Source organism: Corynebacterium sp. P4-C1 (assembly GCF_030503595.1).
Classification (GTDB): domain Bacteria; phylum Actinomycetota; class Actinomycetes; order Mycobacteriales; family Mycobacteriaceae; genus Corynebacterium.
Genome location: NZ_CP129966.1, coordinates 637,884 through 660,267 on the forward strand (window position 1 = coordinate 637,884; position 22,384 = coordinate 660,267).

Annotated in this window: 19 protein-coding genes and 3 tRNA genes; 5 read left to right on the forward strand and 17 right to left on the reverse strand. The window is 64.2% G+C overall.

Going from position 1 to position 22,384, the window contains the following annotated elements:
* Window positions 1-30 precede the first annotated feature (30 nt).
* Window positions 31-732 carry an IclR family transcriptional regulator gene (locus QYR03_RS02995; RefSeq protein WP_301712783.1) on the forward strand — a complete coding sequence of 234 codons (702 nt, stop codon included), beginning with the start codon at window positions 31-33 and terminating at the stop codon, window positions 730-732.
* A gap of 41 nt (window positions 733-773) precedes the next feature.
* Here the strand turns inward: QYR03_RS02995 and QYR03_RS03000 are convergent, their stop codons facing one another.
* Together QYR03_RS03000 and QYR03_RS03005 are read right to left on the reverse strand one after the other, a co-directional pair.
* The gene (locus tag QYR03_RS03000) at window positions 774-3,488 is read right to left on the reverse strand and encodes an FAD/NAD(P)-binding protein (protein WP_301978816.1); all 2,715 of its coding nucleotides are present in this window, start codon (window positions 3,486-3,488) and stop codon (window positions 774-776) included.
* 53 nt (window positions 3,489-3,541) lie between these two features.
* Window positions 3,542-4,519: a pyridoxal-phosphate dependent enzyme gene (locus QYR03_RS03005; protein ID WP_301712785.1), complete on the reverse strand. Its 978-nt coding sequence runs from the start codon at window positions 4,517-4,519 to the stop codon at window positions 3,542-3,544.
* 151 nt (window positions 4,520-4,670) lie between these two features.
* On the opposite strand from QYR03_RS03005, the gene QYR03_RS03010 reads away from it, so the two are divergent.
* Window positions 4,671-5,012, forward strand: coding sequence for a carboxymuconolactone decarboxylase family protein (locus QYR03_RS03010; protein ID WP_259851090.1), 342 nt, complete (start codon window positions 4,671-4,673; stop codon window positions 5,010-5,012).
* Here QYR03_RS03010 and QYR03_RS03015 read toward each other — a convergent pair.
* From QYR03_RS03015 to QYR03_RS03030, 4 genes are all read right to left on the reverse strand, one after another.
* A complete protein-coding gene (locus QYR03_RS03015; protein ID WP_301712786.1) occupies window positions 5,002-5,835 on the reverse strand; it encodes a hypothetical protein in 834 nt (277 codons plus the stop codon). The genes QYR03_RS03010 and QYR03_RS03015 overlap by 11 nt on opposite strands.
* Window positions 5,835-6,329: a DUF6114 domain-containing protein gene (locus tag QYR03_RS03020; RefSeq protein WP_259851021.1), complete on the reverse strand. Its 495-nt coding sequence runs from the start codon at window positions 6,327-6,329 to the stop codon at window positions 5,835-5,837. The genes QYR03_RS03015 and QYR03_RS03020 overlap by 1 nt, the downstream gene beginning before the upstream one ends.
* A complete protein-coding gene (locus tag QYR03_RS03025) occupies window positions 6,319-6,888 on the reverse strand; it encodes a DUF6230 family protein (RefSeq protein WP_301712787.1) in 570 nt (189 codons plus the stop codon). The genes QYR03_RS03020 and QYR03_RS03025 overlap by 11 nt, the downstream gene beginning before the upstream one ends.
* A 375-nt stretch (window positions 6,889-7,263) precedes the next feature.
* Entirely contained in the window at window positions 7,264-7,602 is a 339-nt protein-coding gene (locus tag QYR03_RS03030) for a hypothetical protein (protein ID WP_259851017.1), read from the reverse strand.
* 165 nt (window positions 7,603-7,767) lie between these two features.
* On the opposite strand from QYR03_RS03030, the gene QYR03_RS03035 reads away from it, so the two are divergent.
* Window positions 7,768-10,359 carry a YhgE/Pip domain-containing protein gene (locus QYR03_RS03035; RefSeq protein WP_259851015.1) on the forward strand — a complete coding sequence of 864 codons (2,592 nt, stop codon included), beginning with the start codon at window positions 7,768-7,770 and terminating at the stop codon, window positions 10,357-10,359.
* On the forward strand, window positions 10,356-12,545 hold the full coding sequence (locus tag QYR03_RS03040; RefSeq protein WP_301712788.1) for a YhgE/Pip domain-containing protein: 2,190 nt from the start codon (window positions 10,356-10,358) through the stop codon (window positions 12,543-12,545). Before QYR03_RS03035 ends, QYR03_RS03040 begins: the two co-directional genes overlap by 4 nt.
* Before the next feature lie 6 nt (window positions 12,546-12,551).
* Here QYR03_RS03040 and QYR03_RS03045 read toward each other — a convergent pair whose 3' ends face one another.
* The 11 genes from QYR03_RS03045 to QYR03_RS03090 all read right to left on the reverse strand — a co-directional run bounded on the left by QYR03_RS03045 (window position 12,552) and on the right by QYR03_RS03090 (window position 20,941).
* Window positions 12,552-12,911 (reverse strand): hypothetical protein, encoded by a 360-nt coding sequence (locus QYR03_RS03045; RefSeq protein WP_259851011.1) that lies wholly within the window; start codon window positions 12,909-12,911, stop codon window positions 12,552-12,554.
* A gap of 77 nt (window positions 12,912-12,988) precedes the next feature.
* Complete coding sequence (locus QYR03_RS11030) at window positions 12,989-13,336, reverse strand: DUF6114 domain-containing protein (RefSeq protein WP_301712789.1); 348 nt, start codon at window positions 13,334-13,336, stop codon at window positions 12,989-12,991.
* A 16-nt stretch (window positions 13,337-13,352) separates the two neighbouring features.
* Window positions 13,353-13,425, reverse strand: a tRNA-Glu gene (locus QYR03_RS03050).
* A gap of 76 nt (window positions 13,426-13,501) precedes the next feature.
* Window positions 13,502-14,554 (reverse strand): ABC transporter ATP-binding protein, encoded by a 1,053-nt coding sequence (locus QYR03_RS03055; RefSeq protein ID WP_301712790.1) that lies wholly within the window; start codon window positions 14,552-14,554, stop codon window positions 13,502-13,504.
* Window positions 14,554-16,077, reverse strand: a complete 1,524-nt coding sequence (locus QYR03_RS03060) for an iron ABC transporter permease (RefSeq protein ID WP_301712836.1) — start codon at window positions 16,075-16,077, stop codon at window positions 14,554-14,556. Before QYR03_RS03060 ends, QYR03_RS03055 begins: the two co-directional genes overlap by 1 nt.
* A gap of 164 nt (window positions 16,078-16,241) precedes the next feature.
* A complete protein-coding gene (locus QYR03_RS03065; protein WP_259851004.1) occupies window positions 16,242-17,300 on the reverse strand; it encodes an ABC transporter substrate-binding protein in 1,059 nt (352 codons plus the stop codon).
* Window positions 17,301-17,393: 93 nt separating this feature from the next.
* A complete protein-coding gene (locus tag QYR03_RS03070; RefSeq protein ID WP_259851002.1) occupies window positions 17,394-17,951 on the reverse strand; it encodes an LURP-one-related family protein in 558 nt (185 codons plus the stop codon).
* Between the two features lie 74 nt (window positions 17,952-18,025).
* Window positions 18,026-18,098: transfer RNA gene (locus tag QYR03_RS03075), tRNA-Glu, on the reverse strand.
* A gap of 54 nt (window positions 18,099-18,152) precedes the next feature.
* A tRNA-Gln gene (locus QYR03_RS03080) sits at window positions 18,153-18,224 on the reverse strand.
* A gap of 154 nt (window positions 18,225-18,378) precedes the next feature.
* Window positions 18,379-19,869 (reverse strand): glutamate--tRNA ligase, encoded by a 1,491-nt coding sequence (gene gltX, locus QYR03_RS03085; RefSeq protein ID WP_259851000.1) that lies wholly within the window; start codon window positions 19,867-19,869, stop codon window positions 18,379-18,381.
* Between the two features lie 25 nt (window positions 19,870-19,894).
* Entirely contained in the window at window positions 19,895-20,941 is a 1,047-nt protein-coding gene (locus QYR03_RS03090) for a PHB depolymerase family esterase (RefSeq protein WP_259850998.1), read from the reverse strand.
* A 305-nt stretch (window positions 20,942-21,246) separates the two neighbouring features.
* Here QYR03_RS03090 and QYR03_RS03095 point away from each other — a divergent pair, with 305 nt between their 5' ends.
* Window positions 21,247-22,362, forward strand: coding sequence for an isochorismate synthase MenF (locus QYR03_RS03095; RefSeq protein ID WP_301712791.1), 1,116 nt, complete (start codon window positions 21,247-21,249; stop codon window positions 22,360-22,362).
* Window positions 22,363-22,384: the final 22 nt, after the last annotated feature.

The window sequence follows — 22,384 nt, forward strand, 5'->3', positions numbered from 1 at the left end:
CACGCCGTGGGAATCTCGGAGGGAGAGTCAATGGAACAATCAACGGCCGCACCCGGCGAAAACAGCTCGGGCATTAAGGTTCTCGACCGATCGATCGCGATTATCGACGCCGTCGCTTCCGGCGAGAAGACCCTCTCCCAACTCAGCTCCGACACCGGCCTCCCCCGCGCGACGACGCACCGTCTCGCCACTGCCCTGGAGATGCACCAGATCCTCGTGCGCACCGATTCGGGAGCATGGACCATCGGCCCCGCGCTCGCCCGTTACGCCGCCTCCGCACCCTCGCAGATCATCGACGCCGCAAAGCCGATCATGGCCGAGCTCGTCCGCACCACTAACGAATCTGTCCAGCTCTATGAACTGACTGGTTCCTCACGCACCTGCGTAGCGGCAATCGAGCCGCCGAGCGGCCTCACCCACACCGTCCCCGTGGGTTCGCAACTCCCCCTCGACCGCGGGTCCGCCGCGAAGGTCTTCGCCGCGCACAAGCTTGTCGACGCTCCCTTCACCGACGAAGAAATGGTCACCGTCCGCTCCACCGGCATCGCCGAATCCGTCGCCGAACGCGAGGTGGGACTCGCCAGCGTGTCCACCCCCATCCTTGGCAAGAACGGCGCTGTCCTCGCCGTCCTCTCCGTCTCCGGGCCCGTTGAGCGGCTCAAGCCCTCTCCTGCCGACAAGTGGGGCAAGGAACTCCTCGCCGCCGCCAAGAAGCTCATGAAAGCGATCTAAGTCTTTCCGCGGCCCGCACGCCCGCACCCGCCCGGCAGGGCCTACTCTTCGTCGATGGCATCGAGTTCTGCTTCGGGCCACACCACATTCTTCGCTAGCGGAATCTGGTGCGACGCACTCTCCAGGATGTGCATGAAGTACCCGGCCGTGTTCGGAATGGCGATGATATCGCCCGGCGCGACGCCTTCCGGAAAACGGATTTTCCGCCGGAGAATCACTTCGTCCTCAATGCAGTACGCCCCAACAAGGAACGCCTCCACCGGTTCCCGTTGGTGCTCTTCTCCGGCACCCCGCTTCACCAGTACTGGATCAATGAGGAAATCATCGGAGGTAGTCCGGCACTGGGTCCGGTTCATCTCCACCCCCACGAGCGGCAGGCCGTCAGAGCGGGTCTTGGTGAAGGCCACGCGCGTGAGGATGACACCGCAGCCGTCGAGAAGCGAACGCCCCGGTTCCAAATGAAGCCGCAGCCCTCGCTCACGCAGCCCCTCGGCAATCCCGTCGGAGAGCACTTGCGTCAACCACTCACCTCGCGTTGGGCTCTGCCAGTACGGGTAGGTGTTTCGTAACGGATCAGACTTCCATGTGAACGGTGTCGCATAGCCGTCACGCTGCTGCTCAATTGCGTGCTGGTAGTCGTGCCACTGTTCCTCATCCGCGAGATAGTTCATCGGCACACCGCCGCCGATGTCGATGAATTCCGGCGAATGACCGGACGACCGCAAAAGGTCGCTCAGCTCCATGCATTCCCGCAGCGCTGCCTGCCTGTCAGTCGCCGCGTAACCGTGCAGGTGGGCATGGACGCCCACGACATCGACATGTGGTGATTTGTTTTTGAGGTGCGATGCCCACGCTCCGAGCCTTTCGCCGAAACGGGTCGGCGGCATTGCTGCCGGATCGGGTGCGAGTCGTGGCGCCACCCGGGCTACGGAACCCGCCGCACAAGCCAACTGCTGAATGCGGTCGTATTCGCCGCGGTGATCAACAGAAATGACGACTCCATTGCCGATAGCCAATTGGAGCAACCGGTCCGGCTTGATTGCAGCGGACAAGATGATGCGCTCGCCGGGCATACCGCGCTCGACAACTTGGCGCAGCTCGTTTTCGCTGGCTACGTCGACACCATGACCAGTGTCGCGGACGGTGTCTGCGAAAAGAAGCGCCTTATTGGCTTTCCGTGCATAGAACACCTTCGTCTCGACCCCTGCGGCCGCACCGGCTCCAACGAGCTCATCGATATTCGACATCATCGGCCCCGCATTCAGCACGTTGACGGGGCTGCCGAAACGGTCCAGCAGACGCGCGCACGCGTCTGAGTCGGAAAGAAGATTCTCCGACCACTCGAATGTGGTCGCCTCCAACGGGGGCATACCGTGCGCTCGCCCGGCATTCTCCACCGCTGCCGCACTGACACGGTCGGCCCACTTCTCCACCACGTCGTGTTCACCGCGGCGGAGCGTGTCGTGCCCGAGAATCATCCCCTCGTTCATTCGCCCCGCGGCCGCAATATGCCGTTGGCCGCTAAGTATCCCGTCGCGGCCGACATGGAGCGCATCCGTGTCGGCGTAGCGGTGCCCGATCCCTTGCTCGACGAGGTTCCCGACCAAGGTGCCCTTTACCACTCCGGGCGGGGCAAGCACCGCATCGATGACGACTGTGGCTCCAACATCAGCAGCGACGGTCCGTAGATCCTCCCCGCCCCACGACATCGCATCGCATCGGATCCTGCCGCTGTCGATGAGCGAGAGCACATCCTGCGCTGAACTCACCGGCGGCCCGAATGCCACCCGCTCCATCGTCCGGGTGAATTCGTGGAAATCGGCTCCGCCTAGAGACTCGCGGCCGCCGAACGACGCCCTTTGGATCAAAGCGTCGTAAGTATCCCTGAACGTGAGCGCCACGGCGAGGGCCGCCGTCCACGGCTGTTCACCTTTCGCCGCAGCTAACGACGCGCGCAGTTCTTCAACCGGTTCTCCCTTGAAGTCGGTTCCGTCCAGCACAGCCTGAATATCCGCCTTATTCCCGTCGCCGCCGGCAATGGTTGCAATCTCCGCCGAGCACTTCGCGAGTATGCGCTTCAATTCGGCGAGATCAGCACAGTTCAGGATCGCCTCAGCTGCGCTATCAAGGTATGGGCGCGCCTCCTGCTTTTTCTGCTCATCCAGATACGCCTTGACTTCCATGAACCTGCCCGAGCGCGTCACCGGGTAGAACGTCTTCGCTGTGGCGTAGCGGACTATGTCGATGAACGTCAGCGCTGCACCGCGCACGAGCGCGACATCGTTCTTTTCAACCCGGTCGAGTTTGGCGGCCGGGTAAGCTGGCGCTATTACGCGGAGGTTCCCCAGATCCTGATGCACAAGGGAGCCTGGCCAATCGTGCGCATGACCGGTCGCGATTAGTACCTCGTCAAAGTGTCGCCCTTGAACGTAGACTCCGTCCCCGTCCGGACGAACCGAGTCGACACGATCGAAACAGAAGTGCACACTGCTACGTCGTGGAGTGTGCTCGACCAATGCGTTCCACGAATCTTCGAGGAGCTCCCCGACGATGCGTCGAGAAGGAAAATCCCCTGCATGCTCATCGGGAGGATCGACAGTCCCGAGCTGCGTCTCCACGATGCCTTTCGGTGCATTCAGAACCCACTGCTCGGGAAGGTCCTGAGCAAATGCACCGGGAGCAGATGCGTGGGACAGGGGCATGTCGCTGAACACAGTCAGTTCGATCGCACCACCGCGCTGCCGTGCACGCTCCATCAGTGACTCCGCCGCCCAGAGACCACGAGGGCCCGCGCCGATGATCGCCACTTTCACTGCAGCGCCTCGCTTCCTAGGTTTTCCTTCACCCATTCGTCGTTGTACACCGTATCGAGGTATGCGCGTCCATCGTCATGAAAAATTGCCACGACATCGCCTGATCCGCTCTCCCCGACAAGTTCCTCGACTGCGTGAGCAACAGCACCTCCGGATGCACCTGGGACAAATCCGGTAGAAGCTGCCCACTTCCGGGCTGCGCGCACGGCTTCTGCGGCTCGCACGCGGATCACGCGGTCGGGATGCACTTCCCGCGAAAGATCTGGTGTCACTCCGGCCCCGTACCCGGGCAGCAGACGGGGCCCGCGTTCACCGCCGAAAAGCACTGATCCTTCAGCGTCGACTGCCACCACTGACGTGTCGTACCCATGAGCGCGGATATACCGTATACAGCCACCGATCGTGCCCGTTGTGCTCACCGCAACAATGAGGACATCGGGAGCTCGCCCAAGCTTTTCGACGATCTCCGCCATCGTCCCTCGATCATGCGCATCAAAGGCGGCTGTATTGGAGTACTGGTCCAGATTCAGCGCCCCAAGCTCGTTCTTGAGCTCGGCGACGAGCTTCCGCCGGGCAACGAGCCAGTCCCCCGTCTCAGGATCAGGCTCAGTGACTGGGTGGAGGATACCGCCGAGCGCACTGATCATCGCCAGCGTGGAAGCATTCGTGCGCGGGTCCACCACACAGTGGAATTCCCACCCACCGACCGCAGCCTCGCGCGCGAGCGAAACTCCGAGGTTCCCGGAGCTCGACTCCACGACTTTCGTTCCCTCTTTGAGAAGACCATTCTCTTCAGCTGCCCGCACAAGCGCATGTGCTGTCCGGTCCTTGGCGCTACCGCCAGGATTGAAGGATTCCAACTTTCCCCAGACGCGACATTCGGTGCCCCCGCCGAGGGTCCCACCGAATGCGTCCAAGCGCACGAGTGGAGTCGTGCCTATCGCGCTAAGAATCCCGTAGTCAGATTGAGCCATAACGCGCAGTTTATGCGAACCGGGGGAGATTAAGCTGGGATACATGACTGATGCAACCCACAACGAGAAGCAAAACCGCACTGCTCAGGATATCCGCCATTCGGGGGAAGACGGCCGCTACGACGCCGGCATCAAGGTGCGCCGCGAGGTGATGGGAGACGACTTCGTCGACGCGGCCTTGACCCGCAACGCCGGCAAGGACGGCGAGGAGCTCCAGAAGCACGTCACCGCAACGGTATGGGGCTCAGTCTGGACGCGTGACGGCCTGAGCCGACGCGACCGCAGCCTGCTCAACATCGGCATGCTCGTCGCCCTGCGCGCCACGGAAGAGCTGCGCGGCCACGTCCGCGGCGCGCTCGCCAACGGCCTCACCCGCGAGGAGATCACCGAGGCGATCATCCACTCTTCCGGCTATTGCGGCGCCCCAGCCGCTCTGTCGGCGATGAAGGTCGCGCAGGAAGTCCTCGAGGACGAGCTCGGCCCTAAGGCTTGATGCTCATCCCCTGTTCGGCAACGAGGTCGTCGGCGGAAATGTAGTAGGTCTCCATCGTGCCGTCGATCACCGCCATTAGATTCGACATCTCGTCCGGCAGCCCGGCGCCTGCCTTGGACAATTCCGCCTGCACACGCTCGGGTGCCCACGACGCATCGATCGTGATTGGAATCGGCAGTGTGACTCCGGCGACCTGCGGTGTGATGGTCATCTTGCCGACAATGATGTGGAAGTGGCCGTTGAGCGTCGTTTCCACACCGGGGCCCGAGCGCTGCCACACATCCTCTACCCCAGGCGCTGTTCCGGGGAACCGGACGCGCAGGTTGTCCAGCACGACTCGGTCCGCGTCAATGCGGATCGCGGGTTTCGTACCCTGCAGGGTGTCAATCTGCACGTACGACATCTTCACGTTCCCGAGCAGGCGCGTGGAGTCCGACTCCACCGTGTAGGTTTCCCCAGTCGGGGTAAGCATCCCCGGAATCGGTCCAGGCGGTTCGAAGTCGAAACCGCCGATCTTGCGGGGTACGACATCGCGGCCGGCGAGTTCGGGAGGAAGCTGCACACCTTCGAGACCAGGCACCTCTGCCGGCACCGACGGCACCTGCGGCAGAGGCTTCGGCGGCTGCGCCACAGGCGGCGGAAGCACCGGCAATTCGGGCTGCGCCGGAAGCGGGGCAGGCCCGCCGGGCAGTCCCGGCAGCGACGGCAGCTCGGGGAACTGGGCATCCGCGGGCCCGGGTGCCGAAAGCGCCAAGCCGATAGCGGCCGCAGCGGAAAGAGCAGCCAGTGCACCGCGGTTCTTCAGGGTCGATCTGGACACCACTACGCGGTATCCTCCCCGTTCCGCACGACAGGCTCCGGTTCGTCGCTCCACGACAACGCCCATGCTCCCCCGATCAGCGCGAAAAGCGTGCCGATGAAGAATCCTCCGAAATTCGAGGTGGGCAACGCCACGATCCCGAGGATCATGGCCGAGATGCCCGCGAGGAGCCGCCCCTCTTTCTGGTGCCACGTCATCACCCCGCAGGCGATGAGCAGCACACCGATGAGCAGTGTGGACACACCGGAGATCGTGCTGATCTGGATCTGGATATTCGACACCTCGAAGGACAGGTACGCGGGAATCAAGATGACGATTCCGCCCAGCAGCATCAACAGGCCGGCACCGAACGGACGCCGCGAACGCCATCCAGAGAAACCACGGCCGGCCGAGCTTTCGGTGACCGGCTCGTCTTGCGGCTCGTCCTGCCACCCGTCCTGCTGCTCGTCCATGTCGGTGACAGAGTGATCCCGGTCTAGTGCTCGGCTAGCAGGCATTCTCGCCCTCCTTCACAACGGCGATGCGACCGCCTGCGGCAGTCAGTTTGTCCGCGGAAATCGAAGTCGCGTAAATCAACTGGTCGGAGGCATCCAAGTGGGACATCGCGATGCCGAAAGCACCTGATTCCGCTTTGTCCGACAACTGCCGCGCGTCAACGCCGATCTGGGGGTTAGCCATCGTCATCGTTCCGTTCAGTTCCTTGGCACCGATGATCAGATTGTGGGCAGTGGTGTTCGGTCCATCCACCGTCATCTGAAAGCGCCGGTCGCCCAGCCCGGGGAGACTGATGGGCGCGGACATGCACAGATCCGTGATGGTGGCATCCTCCAGCTTGAGGCGGGATACCGCCACATCGCGGTCCTCCAGGCTCTCGCGGTCGACGAATAGGTTGAAGTTATCCGCTTCAATTCCCCCGACCTGCTGCGTGAAAATCACGTTGGAGAGCGCCATTCCAGCAGACACGCCGCTCTGGGCCATCGCCACTCCCTCACCGGCAAGAACGAGTAGGCCAATGCCCGCGATTCCCGCGAACCGTAATTTCCGTGTGTGTCCCATCGATATCCTCCAGCGAGTTTGACGTCAGTGTGCGCGATGCAAACGAACCGCAAAAACAGATAGTTAGTTTTGCGATAGAACTGACGATAGTCGCCAATGAGACCTGCGTCACTAATTTCGCCGAGATTCATAAGTTCTCTCAGCGCAGAGGACGAAAAAAGCAGATCCCGGCGCCTGCGTTGTGGGTGCCGGGATCTGCTGTCGTTGTACCCCGTACGGGATTTGAACACGTGTTACCGCCGTGAGAGGGCGACGTCCTAGGCCGCTACACGAACGGGGCGCGTTCGCTGTTGAATGCGACTTGCTAAATGTAAAGGACCGTCACTGAAGAACCAAATCGGCAGCTCACGGGTCGCGTAGATCCTGAGAGGCGGACTACTGCGAATTCCGCATTTTCTCGCGCCGCATGTCCAAGGCGATCGCGATGCCGATCACGGCGGCATGCACGTTCTCGTCTAAACCAGGCTCGAAGACAAGCCGGTACGTCATCTTTCCCATCAGAGCTCGGCCGACACCGGAGTATTCAGCGTCAACACTGACGATGGGACACCCCTCCACGGTGATCTGGTAGTTGAGCTCAAAGATCTGTCCTTGGATCTTGACAGGCGGAAAACCTGCGATGTCCACGTCGTATTTGGCGCCGATCCAAGAGAAGCGTTTGGTGATGTGGGCCAACTCCGCCTTGCCACCAGTCTGCTCATCTACCCGGTGCACGGTGTGCCGCCGAGTTCAGGAAGGGAAACGAGGGGCGTGCCGCCGACAGCGGCGAGCAGGCCGGGGGATGATTCGGAAAGCATGAACTCCAGCTTGTGCGTTCCGGGCCAGCGGGGCCGCCGCGGAGCGTTTCACTAACGCTCCATTTGAGGGTACGCTCGCCACGTGAGAAAAAGCGGGCAGATTCTTGGACGGGACATTCGTCGCCTGTTGCGCGTTCCCCGGGCCTTCATCATCATCGTCGGCGTGCTTATCATCCCCGCGCTCTACGCGTGGTTCAACATCAACGCCTTCTGGGACCCCTACGCCCACACCCAGAACATCCGCATCGCGGTGGTCAACAACGACCGCGGTGCCTCCGCCGAGCGCGTCGGCGAGGTTGACATCGGCGAGCAGATCACCGAGCAGCTCAAGGGCAACGACAAGATCGGGTGGGTGTTCCTCCCCGAGGACGAGGCCCGCGACGGTCTCATGCGCGGCGACTACTACGCCATGTTCCTCATCCCGCCCGAATTCAGCGAGGACCTGCTGAGCCTGGTCAGCGGCACCTACACGCAGCCGGAGCTGGAGTACTACGTCAACGAGAAGAGCAACGGCGTCACCCCCTCGATTACCGACGCGGGCGCCTCCGCTGTCGACGCAGCCGTGTCCGAGGCCTTTAAGAAGAAGGTCGGCGAGGCTGCGGCGACCGAGCTGCGTAGCACGGGCTACACCCTCCGCGACGGCGCCGAGGAGGCCCGCAGCAAGACCTCCGGGAGCTTCGCCCAAGTCGCCGCCGACCTCGACGCCGCCGAGGGGCGGGTGGCCACGATGAACCAGAGCATCAGCGGGGCGCGCTCGGTCGTCGCCGAGCTGAACACCCTCGTCGGCTCCGTCGACGACACCCTCGGGTCCGTGGACTCCTCCCTCGGGGAGGTCGAAGGGATCATCGCCGAGCTACAGAAGTCCTCCGCCGGGTTCAGCGCGGACACCTCCACCGCGCTCGTCGAGTCCACCAACGCGCTCAGCCTCGGCGCCGCCTCCGCCAACGCCTCCATCGCGGGGGCGACGGACCAGCTCGGCACCGCCCAGGGGCGGGTGCGCTCCGCCGTCGGCGAGGTCGACGGCGTGGTCAAGCAGGGTGAGTCCGCCGCCGCGCAGCTGCGCGCCCTGTCGGCCGGGGCGGCCCTGTCGCCCGAGGTCCGCGCTCAGCTAGACGCCGCGGCCGGCGCGCTGGAGGAGCGCACCGCCGCCTCCCGCACCGTCCTCGACGGCCTGAACAACGTGGACCGCAGCGCGGGCGCCGCGCTGGCGTCGATAGGCGAGCTCGGCGACTCCCTCGAGGCCGCGACCGCCGACTCCAACGCCGCAGCGCGCGACGCGAGCAAGCAGCTCGGCGAGTCCGTGCCCGCGATCAACGCCTCGCTCGCCCAGGCCTCCGGCAGCGTTGCCTCCGTGCGCGGCGCGCTGAGCAGCCAGCGTGCCCTGCGTGAGGAGACAACCTCCCTGCTCGCCGGGGTGGACAACCAGCTCGCGGCCAGCCTCGGCATCCTCGACGAGGTCTCGGGTAACCTCGGCACGCTTGCCGACGGTGCCCGCTCCGCCCAGTCCGACATCAACGCTCTCCTGGCCACCTCCGACTCGGAGGCCCTCAACACTGTCACGAACCTCAACTCCGCGAAGATCGGCGAGTACATCTCCTCGCCCGTCACCGTCGAGCAGCAGGCCGTCTTCCCCACGGAGAACTACGGCAGCTCCATGGCCTCCTTCTTCACCAACCTGGCCCTGTGGATCGGCGCGTTCGTGCTGACGATCATCTTCCGCGTCGAAGTCGACACCGAGGGCTTCCGCCGCCTCACCGTCGGCCAGGCCTACCTCGGCCGCTTCCTCCTCTTCGCCACGCTCTCGGTGCTCCAGGCCGTCGTGGTGACGCTCGGCAACGTGGCCTTCGGGGTGCAGATGCAGTCCGTCACGGCCTTTCTCGCCACCGCAATCGCCATCGGGGTCGCCTACACGGGGATCATCTACTCCATCGTTTCCGCGCTCGGCCACATTGGCCGCGGCATCGCCGTCTTCCTCGTCGTCATCCAGATCCCGGGCGCGTCGGGCCTCTACCCTATCGAGCTCATGCCCGACTTCTTCCGCCACATCTACCCCTTCCTCCCCTTCCGCTACGGCATCGACGCGATGCGCGAGACCATCGCCGGGTTCTACGGCCATCACTACCTCCGCTTTTTGGCGACGCTTCTCGCCATGTCCGCCGCGGCCTTCGCCCTGGGGTGGCTGTTCCGACTCACCTCCTCGCACGCCAACCTCCTGTTCAACCGCCAGCTCGCACGCACGAACCTGATCACCAACGAGAAGGTGGAGGTCATGGGCTCGCCCTACCGCGCGTCCGACATCATGGCCGCCCTGTCGGACCGGGATGAGTTCCGCGGGGGCGTCGAGAAGCGGGCGCGGATGCTGCGGGAGAACTACCGCACCCTCATCTTCGGCGGGATCGGCGCGGGCGTTGTCGGCATCGCCATTATCACCCTGCTCACCATGCTCCTGCCCACCGACAAGACGATCATGCTGGCCATCGTCGTCGCCTGGTCGCTGCTGGTCGTCCTCTACCTCGGGGCGGTAGAGTACTTCACGCAGAGCCTCGTCGACGCCGAACAGGTCTCGCGCCTCGGCGAGGCCGAGCTGCGCGACGCCGTGATCCACCGCCACGACTCCGCCGGCACCAGCGTCACCATCGGGCCCGCGGATGCCGAAAGTGAGGACACCAAGTGAGAACCGTCTTCTCCATCGCCTACAACGACCTGCGCCGGCTCTACACCAACGTCATGGCGGGCATCGTCATGGTCGGCCTCATCGCCATCCCCTGCCTCTTCGCCTGGTTCAACGTGCTGGCCACGTGGAACCCCTTCGCCAACACGGAGCGCCTCGAGGTGGCGGTGGCTAACACCGACCGCGGCCACACGAGCGACCTCACCCCGCTGGCCGTCAACGTCGGCGACATGGTGCTCTCCCAGCTCTACCGCGACGACTCTATGGACTGGGTCATCACCGACGCCGACGACGCCATCGAGGGCGCGAAGTCCGGCGAGTACTATGCCGCCATCGTCCTGCCGCCCACGCTGAGCGACGACATGTTCACCTTCTACGCCGGAAACGCCGAACCCAGCCCCATCGACCTCTACGTCAACGAGAAGAAGAACCCCATCTCCCCGCTGCTCATCTCCAACGGCACGCAGGGCGTCAGCGCCCAGATCAGCGCGTCGTTCACTAGAGCCCTCGCCGAGGTGTCCTTCGGGGTGATCGAGACGGCCTCGGACTTCTTCAACGAGTCGGAGACCAAGCAGGCACTCGACTCCATCGAGACGCGCACCGCCAGCGCCCGCGACCAGCTGCTATCCAGCGCCAGCACCGTGGACGCGCTCGCCTCGCTCACCGAGTCGAGCGTGCCGCTCGTCGACAGCGCCGAGCGGATCTCCGGGGCGCTGGGCGACTCCCTCGGGCAGGTCCGCCCCGTCGACCTCGGGGCCACCGGGGCGGGCCTCGGCGGAGACGGCGCGGCGCTTGCGGCGGCGCTGGGGGCGACGTCGGAAAGCTTTGCCGCCGTAAGCGACCGCGTCGACCAGCTGATGGCGGACTCTTCCGCCACCTCCCAGACCACCGCCGCGAGCCTGACGGACATCGCCGCGCGCATCGATGTCCAGGTGAAGCAGTACACGGCCCTACGCGACACCATCAACGGCCAAGTCGCCCCGGCGCTTCCCCCCGACGCCCAGCCGGGGGTGCGCGCGGTGGTCGGCGACCTCAACGACGCCATCGCCCGCCAGACGGCCGTGCGCGACCGACTCAACGACGCCGCCGCGCGCCTCACCGCCGGACAGGGCAGCCCGGACGGGAAGAACGCGGACCGGCAGGAGATCAAGGACTCGATCGCCCGGGCCCGTGAGGCGATGGACTCGGCCAAGAATTCCTACGAAACCGGGATCCGCCCGCGCCTCGAGGCGCTGTCGGGCTCGCTGGACAACGTCCGGGCGAACGTCGACGAGGCCCGCTCGGACATGGACGGCGTCTCCTCTGCCCTGGCCAACCGGCCCGGCTCGCTGCGCGACACCCTCGCAGCCTCCGGTGCGGACCTGCGCGACACGGCGGAATCTCTGCGCGCCAACGCGGCGAGGATGCAGGAGGCGCAGCAGTCGATCGCGCAGGCGCGCTCGAGCGGGGACCTGACGAAGCTGGCCGACCTCGTCTCCAGCCACCCGGAGGAGCTCGCCGACGCCCTCGTCGACCCAGTCAAGGTGGAGCGCAAGGAGGTCTTCCCCCGCGTCAGCTTCGGCGCCGGCATGGCCCCGCTCTACACAGTGCTCGCCCTGTGGGTAGGCGCCCTGTTGACGTCGGTGGCCGTGCGCACGGACGACCGCTCCATCGAACAGAACGTGGTCGATCCCGGCCGCCTCACCGCGGGCCAGAAGTACTTCGGCCGCTACCTGACGTTCGTGACCACCGGCCTGGCCCAATCCACGCTCCTCATGGCGGGGCTCATGGTCTACGTGGGCATCGAGCCCGCGCACCCCTTCCTCCTCTTCGTGGCGGGATGGGTCTCGAGCCTGGTCTTCCACCTGATCTGCTACACGCTGGTGCTCTCCCTGAGCAACGCCGGCAAGGCCGTGGGCGTGCTCATCCTGGTGCTCCAGGTCTCGGCGGCGGGCGGCGCCTACCCGCTGCAGCTGCTGCCGGGCTGGGCGCAGGCGATCAGCCCCTGGCTGCCCGGGACCTACTCGATCCGCGCTATGCGCGCCGCGGTCTTCGGCACCTACGGCTGGGACTTCTGGCGAGCCCTCGGCATCCTCGTCCTCTTCGTGCTGCCTTTCCTCTTCCTCGGCCTCTGGCTGCGCCACCGGCTTCACCACGCGATCGACCGCATGGACGAGGCGGTTGCTCAGACCAAGGTGATGATGACCTAGCCGCGCCTACAGGTCGATGGTGCCGCACACGCGGGCGGTGACCTTACCGCCCACCCAGATGTCGCGGCCGTCGTCGGTGATCTCGACGCGCCCCGCGCGCCCGACGTGCCGCCCCTGGTCCGCCACGTAGCTCTCCGGTGCCAGCGAGCGGGCGCGCAGCCACTGGGCGAGGGCGCCGTTGAGGCATCTGGTGACCGGGTCCTCGCGGTCGGTGGTGAACGCGCGCACCTCGCACCACGGCTCGGCCCCGCCCGTGAGCGCCACGAAGCCGACCTTGTCCCCTCCTCTCGAAAATTCGAGGGAGCGGAGCTTGTCGACGTCCCCCCCAGCTGCACCGCCTTCCACCCCGGCCCGTTGTCGGCCCACGCGGCATCGACCACGTCGGAGCGCGTGGGGCCGAAGCGGCGCAGCACCCCGTCGAGTGCTGAGTTTGATGTTGCCCGTCAGCTGCATCGAGTCCGCCTGGACGATGAAGGGGGGGTGCCGCCCAGGATGGCGAGCAGCGAGCCCAGCATGAACCCGCCGAAGATGGAGGTCGGCACGGCCACGACGCCGAGGATGAGGACGGTGAGCCCGGTGAGGATCCGCCCCTCGCGCCTCGCTTGACGGCGCCACCGCAACCGCCGTCTTCGCCGCCGTCGGCTTCGACTTCCCGCTGGACTTTCCGCTGGCCAACGGCGCGGACTCGCTGTCTTCGGGCCAGCGGCGACGCCTGCTGTTCGCCCGCGCGCCCACTCAACTAACGAGCAATTGGCCCACGCGCGAAAAAGCGGCCGGTGATTGTTTTCCACCGGCCGCTTCGCCTTGTACCCCGTACGGGATTTGAACCCGTGTTACCGCCGTGAGAGGGCGACGTCCTAGGCCGCTAGACGAACGGGGCGCGTTCGCTTTTGAATGCGACTCGCTAACAGTAAATGACCCTGCGCCAAGAACCAAATCGACTGGTTGCCGCCACCTTATGCGGGATAGATGAGCGGCGCGTTCACGCTCAGGCGGACGGTGTCCCCCACCGCGGGCTTCGGGTCCGCCGCCATGCGAGCGCGGAACTCGACACCGTTGGATTCAAGGTTCACCGAGTAGCTGGTCATCTCGAACAGCACGGACGTGACCGTCGCTTGCACACCCGCAGAAAACGTCGGACCCACCTGGACTGCATCGGGCAGCACCGCCACCGTCACTCGTGCCCCGTCAGACAGGCCGTCGCTGCCGCCCACGTTGACCTCGGAACGCGGCCAACGCAGCGAGGGGTTGTTGACGACGATTTCGGAGCCGCGCACGGTGCCGTCGAGAAGCGTGGCGTCCGCAATGAAGGACGCGGCCCACGCTGTCGCTGGGCGTGTGACCACAGCGTGCGGTGTGTCAAATTGCTCGAGCTGGCCATCGTGAAGCACGGCGATGCGATCCGCAACGGCAACCGCTTCCTTGCGGTCGTGCGTGACATGAACCGTGGTGAGGTCATGCTGGCGGGTCAGGGAGACAATTTCACGGCGCAGCGAATCGCGCAGAGGCTCATCGAGGGCAGACAAGGCTTCGTCGAGAAGCAGCACTCGCGGATGTGCGACGATGGCGCGGGCCAAAGCGACGCGTTGGCGCTGGCCGCCGGACAAGGTCCCTGGTTTCCTGTCGCCGTAGCCCTCCAGCCCGACGGTAGCCAGGGTCTCCTCCACTCTGCTTTTCACATCCGAGCCTTTCACTCCGGAACGGCGGAGCGGGTAGGCGACGTTGTCCGCGACGCTCATGTGGGGCCACACGGCATGCTGCTGAAAAACCATGCCCATTTGGCGCTTCTCCGGCGGCGTGTCCGAGACATCCTCCCCGCCGAGCGCGATGGCACCTTCCGACGGTTCAATGAATCCGGCGATGGTGCGCAGCAACGTCGTCTTGCCCGATCCCGATGGCCCGACGAGCGCCACGAATTCCCCGCTGGGAATACGCAAGGTGATGCCGCTAAGTCCTGCTGTCCCGTCGGGGAACGTCACGCCCAGGTTGTCGATGTCGATGTCGCTCATCAGGACTCCTTCGCGGGGTTGCGCACGGTCAAGGCAAGCGCGGCGATACCGATCACCACGAACATGAGTGCCAGTGCGGAGGATTGGTTGTAGTTACCGGACTGCTGCAAATTGAACAGCTGCACGCCGATAGTCGTGGTGCCAGGGGCCACGAGCAGAATTGAAATGGTCAACTCCCGCACGGCTGTCACAGCCACGAGCACTGCTCCCGAGGCCACGGCGGGCAGCGCCATGCGGCCGCTCGTGTCCCACAGGGCGCGCAGACGGCCGGCGCCGGAGATCTGCGCGGCTTCCTCCACCGCAGCGGGAATCTTCCGCAGCGGGGCACGCACCGCCTGCAGCACCATCGATGTGAACGCGCACACGTAGGCGAACAGAATCACCCACCGGGTGTTGTACGTGCCGGTGTATCGGGAAACGATCACCCAGCCGACACCGATGATCAGACCCGGCAGGGCTGAGGGCAGCAGCGTGAGCAAACTCAACGCCGTGTTCGAGCGCGCACGGGTGCGGGTGACCAGCAGGCCGATGGCCCACCCGAGCAGCGCGCACAAGAGCGCCGCGCCCGCGGCGAGAATGACGGAGTTGAGGAAGCCTTCCTGCACGCGCGGGTTCGACAACGTGCGGGAGAAGTTGTCAAAGGAGATGTTCTCCATCGTGAACGGTACGCCCGGGGCAGGGAGAAACGCGCGGTACGTCAAGCCCAGGACGGGGCCCAGAGTAATAGCTAACGCGATGATCCACGCGATAACCGTCACCGGCCATTTTGCTCGGCCCAGCGACAATTTCATGGTGCCCCCGCCCGAAACGGTCGACGACGCTCTCCGGGAGACGAGGTAATCGGCGATCACAGCCGCGATACCCAGCAACATGAGGATGGTGCCCACGGTGGACACCACCTGCAGCGGATTGCTCACCGTCCCGGACTCCATGAAGCGGTAGACCATCGTCGCCAGCGTCTCGAAACGCACGGGCGAGCCGAGAATCGACGGAATGCCGAAATCGGCCAGGTTCGCCACTGCCGTCAGCGTGAACGAGCTCAGCAGCGCCGGGCCGAGCAGAGGAATCGTCACGGTCCGCAGAACAGTCCAGGTGCCCGCCCCGCCGACACGGGCGGCGAGCTCCAGATCCGAAGGAATGGACCGCAGCGCCGCCGCCACAATCACATACACCAGCGGGTACGAGTGCAGCATCATCAAAAAGATGATGCCGTCGGCGCCGTACATATCCCACAACGGGCGACCGAACACCGCGTTGAGCCCTTGATTATGCCCGAAGAGCTGCAGCCACGAGATCGCGCCGACGAACGGCGGCACGAGCAGCGGCGAAAGCAGAAACAGCCGCAGCGTGCCCGCGCCCGCAATATCGGTTCGTTCCAGTAGGACCGCGACAGCAGTTCCAACGAGCACAGCGCTTATCGACGACGCCAATGTCGTGTACACCGAATTCCACGTCGCCGTGGCTAGCCCCTGCTCCACCAAGACCGGAAACTGGTTGCCACCGAGTGCGAGTGAGATGACCATTGCCAGCGGCGCGATGAAGATCGCTGCCGCCAGCAGCCAGATGCCCGCCCGCGCGAAAGCGATGCCGCCGGAAGAAAAACGAGTGCCCACTATGTTTTGAACTATTCCGTGAGAATGACTGTGGCAGGTTCAGCGGAAAGCCGAGAGCCGGCCTTCCAGCTGGCTTACTTGACCGCGTTCTGGAAGAACTCGACGGAGCGCTCGCGGTCGTTCGACAGAGTCTCATCGTCGACGGTCATGAGCTCGATATCTTCAAGCTTCGGTGCGTCGCCCGGGGTGCCCACGGAGTCGACGACCGGCAGGTAGTTCTGCTCGACAGCGATCTTCTGCGCTTTCTCGGAAAGGATGAAGTTGATGTAGCGCTGGGCTGCTTCCTTCTTCTCCGAATCCTTGAACACGGCGATCGGCTCGGTGATGTACGGGGAGCCCTCGGTGGCGTAGACCTCCTTAATCGGAGAGCCCTTGGCCGCCAGGTCGCGCACCAGGTAGTCCACGACGACGCCGACCGGGTGTCCGCCGCCGGCAATCTCCTGCGAGGTCGGGCCGTTGGAGGCCGCGATCATCGGCTTATTCTTGCCCAGGTCGCTCACCCAGGTCTCGCCGAGTTTCTCGTTGTTCATCCACACCGTCGCGTTGAATGCCGCGGCACCGGAGACAGCCGGGTCCGGCATGACGATCTTGTCCATGAATTTCTCGTCCGTCAGGTCCGCCCAGGAGGCCGGTGCATCAGCCTGGTCGACGACATCGGTGTTGTACGCGATGACCGTCGGGATGAGGCGGGTGCCCACATAAAAGCCGTCAGCGTCGACGACCTCCTCGAGCACGCCGTCCGTCTTCACATCATCGAATTTGGCCAGCAGGTCCTCGGACTTGAAGCCTTCGAAGGTCGGTGCGTCAGCGGCCCAGATGATGTCGCCCTCGACCTTGCCGGAGGACTTCTCCGCGTCGATACGCGCCTTCAGATCGCCAGTGCCCGCACGGTAGACCTCGACCTCGACATCCGGGTTCGCCTTCGTGAACGCCTGGTTGATCTCATCGACCTTCTCCTCCGGCTCAGAGGTGTAGACGGTGATGACGGTCTTCTCGCCGGACTTCTCTGCGGTGCTGTCGCCGTTTCCGCCTGCGGCAGAGTCATCGGTGCTCGGCTCGGAACAGCCTGCCAGAGCGATTGCTGCAGCGCCGCACACGGCGATCAGGGACAGGGGCTTACGGGAAATGCGCATGACAGTGTCGTCCTCTCAGATAGTTCTCAGACGGCGCTCACCGTAGCACCGACCGCCCCACACTGCTCGCCAAGCGACGTAGGACTCCCGCACCTAGCTGTCGCGCATCTTCTCTCTGCGCATATCCAACGCGATAGCGATGCCGATGACGGCAGCGTGGACATTCTCGTCGAGCCCCGGTTCGAAGGCGACGCGGTATGTGGTCTTGCCCATCAGCGCCCTGCCCATGCCGGAGAATTCCGCATCCACGCGAGCAATCGTGCGCCCCTGGCACGTCAGCGCGTAGTTGAGTTGGAAGACCTCTCCTTGGATTTCCACCTGCGGGAAGCCCACGATGTCCACGTCGTATTTTGCGCCGATCCAGGCGAAGCGCTTGGTAATGTGCGCGAGTTCAGCTTGGCCTCCATTCTGGGGGTCGGCGCGGTGCACGATATACCGGTCTCGGATGACATTCACCGGATCCTCGACCGCCAACACCGGTGTTCCTCCCGCATCGAATACTTCGACCCCACGGGAGGCTTTGAACAGATCGCTGAGCTTCCGCGTTTGCCGCGCGATGCCGAGCTGACCGCCGTTGGGGTCGCTGATGGTGAATTCGTCACGGCCGATCGCCTTCGACTGAGAGATGATGAGTTCATTCGCCTGCAACATGGAGGCCAGCATAACGAAAACCTCCGGCCCGCTTCAGTGTTGAAGCCGACCGGAGGTCTGCGTATTTCTATTTGTACCCCGTACGGGATTTGAACCCGTGTTACCGCCGTGAGAGGGCGACGTCCTAGGCCACTAGACGAACGGGGCATAAGGACTTTGTGTCCAGCAATCCCATTGAGTTTCACCTCAATTGAACTGCAGCTGGCCTACCAGGACTCGAACCTAGAATGACGGTACCAGAAACCGTAGTGTTGCCAATTACACCATAGGCCATTGTCATTTCAGTGCTTCCCGGCTACTGCCAGGCGCTCTGAACAACGTCGATAACTATAACCACACCGGCGATATCCCACCAAATCGGCAGGTCCTCCACCTTTTATTGGAGGATGTTCACGGGCAGGTGAATAACGCCGGTGTGATTCGGAGGTTACTCCCCCGCCGGAACGAACGGCGTGGCCTCGCGTGCGGCGCGCAGACGAGCCAAGGTCGACTCGCGGCCGAGCAGCTCCATGGATTCGAACAGAGGCGGAGAAACAGCCTCGCCGGAGACTGCGACACGAAGGGCTCCGTAAGCCTTGCGCGGCTTGAGGCCGAGATCGTCGATAAGCGCGCCGCTGAGTGCGCTCTCGATGTTCTCCGTCGTCCACTCGCTGACCCCTTCGAGCGCGGCGATACCGGCATCGAGCGGTTCCGCGGCGTCCTCCTTGAGGTTCTTCTTCGCCGCCTTCTCGTCCAAGGTGAGCTCCGCATCGGGCGTGACCAGGAATTTCAACAGGCCGTACGCGTCTCCCAGCATCTTGATGCGGGTCTGCACAAGATCCGCGGCGACAGCGAATTTGTCCTCCGGGTAATCGGCTGGGAAGTCCGTGTGTTCCGTCAGGTAATCGCGCAGGCGGTTCTTGAAGTCTTCCGGCTCCAGCATGCGGATGTGGTCTGCGTTGATGGCCTCGAGCTTTTTCTGGTCGAAACGGGCCGGGTTCGCGAGGACATCGTTAATATCGAAGGCCTCGACGAACTCCTCGACCGTGAAAATGTCCTGGTCCGCGGAAAGCGACCATCCAAGGAGCGCGAGATAATTGATCATGCCCTCGGGGATGATGCCGTTGTCGCGGTGGTTGAACAGATTCGATTCCGGGTCACGCTTGGACAGCTTCTTGTTGCCCTGGCCCATCACGAACGGTAGGTGGCCGAATTCCGGAGTGAAATCGGTGACGCCAATGCGCTGCAGCGCCTCATAGAGCGCCAGCTGGCGCGGGGTGGAAGACAGCAGATCCTCGCCGCGCAGCACGTGAGTGATGCCCATCAATGCATCGTCAACAGGGTTGACCAAAGTGTACAGCGGCGCACCGTTGGAGCGGGCGACGACATAGTCCGGCTGCGTGGATGCCTTGAATTCCATGTCGCCGCGGACCAAATCGTGCCACTTCCAGTCCTTCTCCGGCATGCGCAGGCGCCACACCGGCTCGCGGCCCTCCGCCCTGAACGCGGCCACCTGCTCATCGGTGAGCTCGCGGTCGAAGTTGTCGTAGCCGAGCTGCGGGTCCCGGCCGGCGGCGATGTGGCGCTCCTTGACCTCTTCTGCCGTGGAGTACGCCGGATAAACCTCGCCGGCCTCGATCAGCTTGTCCAGGATCTCCTTGTAGATATCCATGCGCTGGGACTGGCGGTACGGCTCGTGGGGACCGCCGGTGACGACACCTTCATCCCACTCCATGCCGAGCCACCGCAGGGAATCAATGATCGCCTGGTAGGACTCTTCGGAGTCGCGGGCGGCATCGGTGTCCTCGATACGGAAAACCAGTTTGCCGCCGGTGTGCCTAGCTTGCGCCCAATTGAAAAGCGCCGTCCGGACCATCCCCACGTGGGGCGTTCCGGTCGGCGACGGGCAAAAACGAACTCGTACAGGTGCGTCAGTCATGCACCCAACTGTAGCGTGCGGGCAGCTACTTGCTCACGCGGGATAGCACTGCCCACATGTCGTTCGCGGTGGACGGGTCGTACCACCAGAAGTGGTTGGAACCGTGGATCTTGATGGCCTGCACCGGCTTCTGGCATCCGGTGGCAGAAATACGGGTTGCGTTATGCCCCAGCGGCGCCGAGTTGATACGGCCGACTTGGCAGCCGTTGCGGCGCTCATACGAGCTGAACAGCTCCGGAACACCCAAGTAACGGGTTCCGCGGCGCACACCACCGTAATAGTTCGTCAGCGTGTCGTTGGTGCCGTGGTAAGCCAAGAACGCGACCGGAATGTTCTGGCAGTTGGCATTGACCGGCCAGTAGTAGGCACCGGACACACCCGCGACACCGGCGAACAGGTCAGCCATGTGACAGGCGGACACCGCCGCCATGCCGCCGCCGGTGGACATGCCCGTGGCGTAGATGCGGCGGCGGTCGATGTTGTAGTAGCGCTGCACATCGTTGATCATCGCGCGGACGAAACGGATGTCCTCACCCGGGCGGGTGGCAGCTGTCGCGGATCCTTCCCACGAGGCGCCGATGGAGCGCGGGTAGACGATGATCGCGTCACGGCCGACATTGGACTCGCGCAAACGGGAGTAGTTCCGGAAATTCTCCGTGGAGTCCTCGTACGCCGAGTAGCCGACCATGACCGGGGTCGGACGGGAGGCGTTGTACCCGCGCGGAACCCAAATCAGGTAGGAGCGGTTGCCCACGCGGATTTCACCGTTTTGACCAGGAGCAACCGGCTGACCGGCGGTGGCGCGCCACGGTGCCGCCCCCGGGCGCGGCGCGGGTGTCTGTGCCTGCGGCGGCGCCGGGATCGGGTTGTACGGCACAGAAGAACCGGCACCCTGCGGGATTGCACCGTTGACCTGGCGGGCCATGTCGTTCCACGCGCGGTTCGCGTTATTGGCGGCGTCTGCGGCAGCCTGTGCGGCTGCGTTGGATGCCTGGCTGGATTGTGCGGTCAGCTGGTTCACGTTGGGGATGCTCTGAGCCTGAGCCGGGGCAACGGCGAGCCCTGCAGCCATGAGTAGACCTGCGATGGCACCCGCAAGACGGCGACTCCAAGCGCGTGAGGTTTTCATGTGCGGCCTTTCAGAAAAATTGGAGGAGGTGAGAAGCCCGGCAAGGACTGGACGCGAGCTCTTATCCTCAACAGTCACTTGCGTAACAGTAGTGATACTTAACGCGTCCTTCAACAGAAGATTGAAGCATTCTTATTATTCGCTGAAATTCCCTGAACAGCAAGTTCATTAACACTTCAATTACAGTGCATTTATTCCGGGCAACCCTGCCTCCGGCCTTGGTTTCTCCCGCAGTAGAATCGGTCACCATGCCATTACCCAGACCTGCAACCGCGCCCGATTTTCTGCTCTCCCGAGCGGAAGGCTCGGTGCGCACCCAGGGATCCGCGAGGAGCTTCACCGATGTCTGGGATGCCATCGAGGTTATTGACCGAGGCGATGTGGAAATTGTCGTCGGTGCCCTCCCCTTCGACCGTGAGGCTCCTGCAGCATTGACCGTGCCAGAGTCCGTCATCCGGGAGCCCGGCCCCCTCGAACCGCACGCGCACTACCGCATCGGCGCGGGTTCCCAACTCTCCGCCCGTGTCACCGGCTACGATCCGGAACCGCACGAACACCTACGCCGCATCGAAGCAGCCGTGGCGACCATCGAGGATTCGCTTCTGGACAAAGTGGTTCTCGCCCGCGCCGTGGACATCGCGTTCGACCCGCCTGTCGACGCCAGGTTGGTGGCCGCACGCCTCATCGACCTCTCCCGCACCCGCGACGGATTCATCGCCGACCTGACTCCCGCCGGCAAACAGGGGCATATGTTCGTAGGCTCGTCTCCCGAGCTGTTGATCAAACGCGAGGGGCTGAAGATCTCCTCCTACCCCCTAGCCGGCTCAGCCGCACGCGATTTCGACGACCCTGAGGCGGATGCCGCCGCAGGCGCGGCACTCGCCCACTCGGAGAAAGACCTCGACGAGCACTCGTACGTCGTCGAGCACATCCGGGAGATTCTCGAGCCCCTGTGCAGCGAGCTGTCAATTCCCGATCGACCAGTGCTGACAAAGACGAGCGAGATGTGGCACCTCGCCACCCCGATCACCGGCGCCTTGCGCGAGCCTGCCCCGAACGCTCTCGACCTCGCCGCTCGCCTCTACCCCACCCCTGCGGTCTGCGGGTCGCCCCAGCACGCGGCTGAAGCGCTGATCACCACAGCCGAGTCCGACCGTTCCTTCTACGCCGGAACCGTCGGATGGTGCGATTCAAGCGGTGACGGCGAATTCATGGTCGCCATCCGCTGTGCCGAGGTCAACGGAGAAGGCACCGCTGCCCGCGCATGGGCGGGCGGGGGCCTCGTCGCAGCGTCCGACCCGGAGCAAGAGCTCGCCGAGACCACGGCGAAACTCCGCACGATTCAGCGTGCCCTCGGCCTCTAGTTACCTGAAGCCAAAGCCGCTT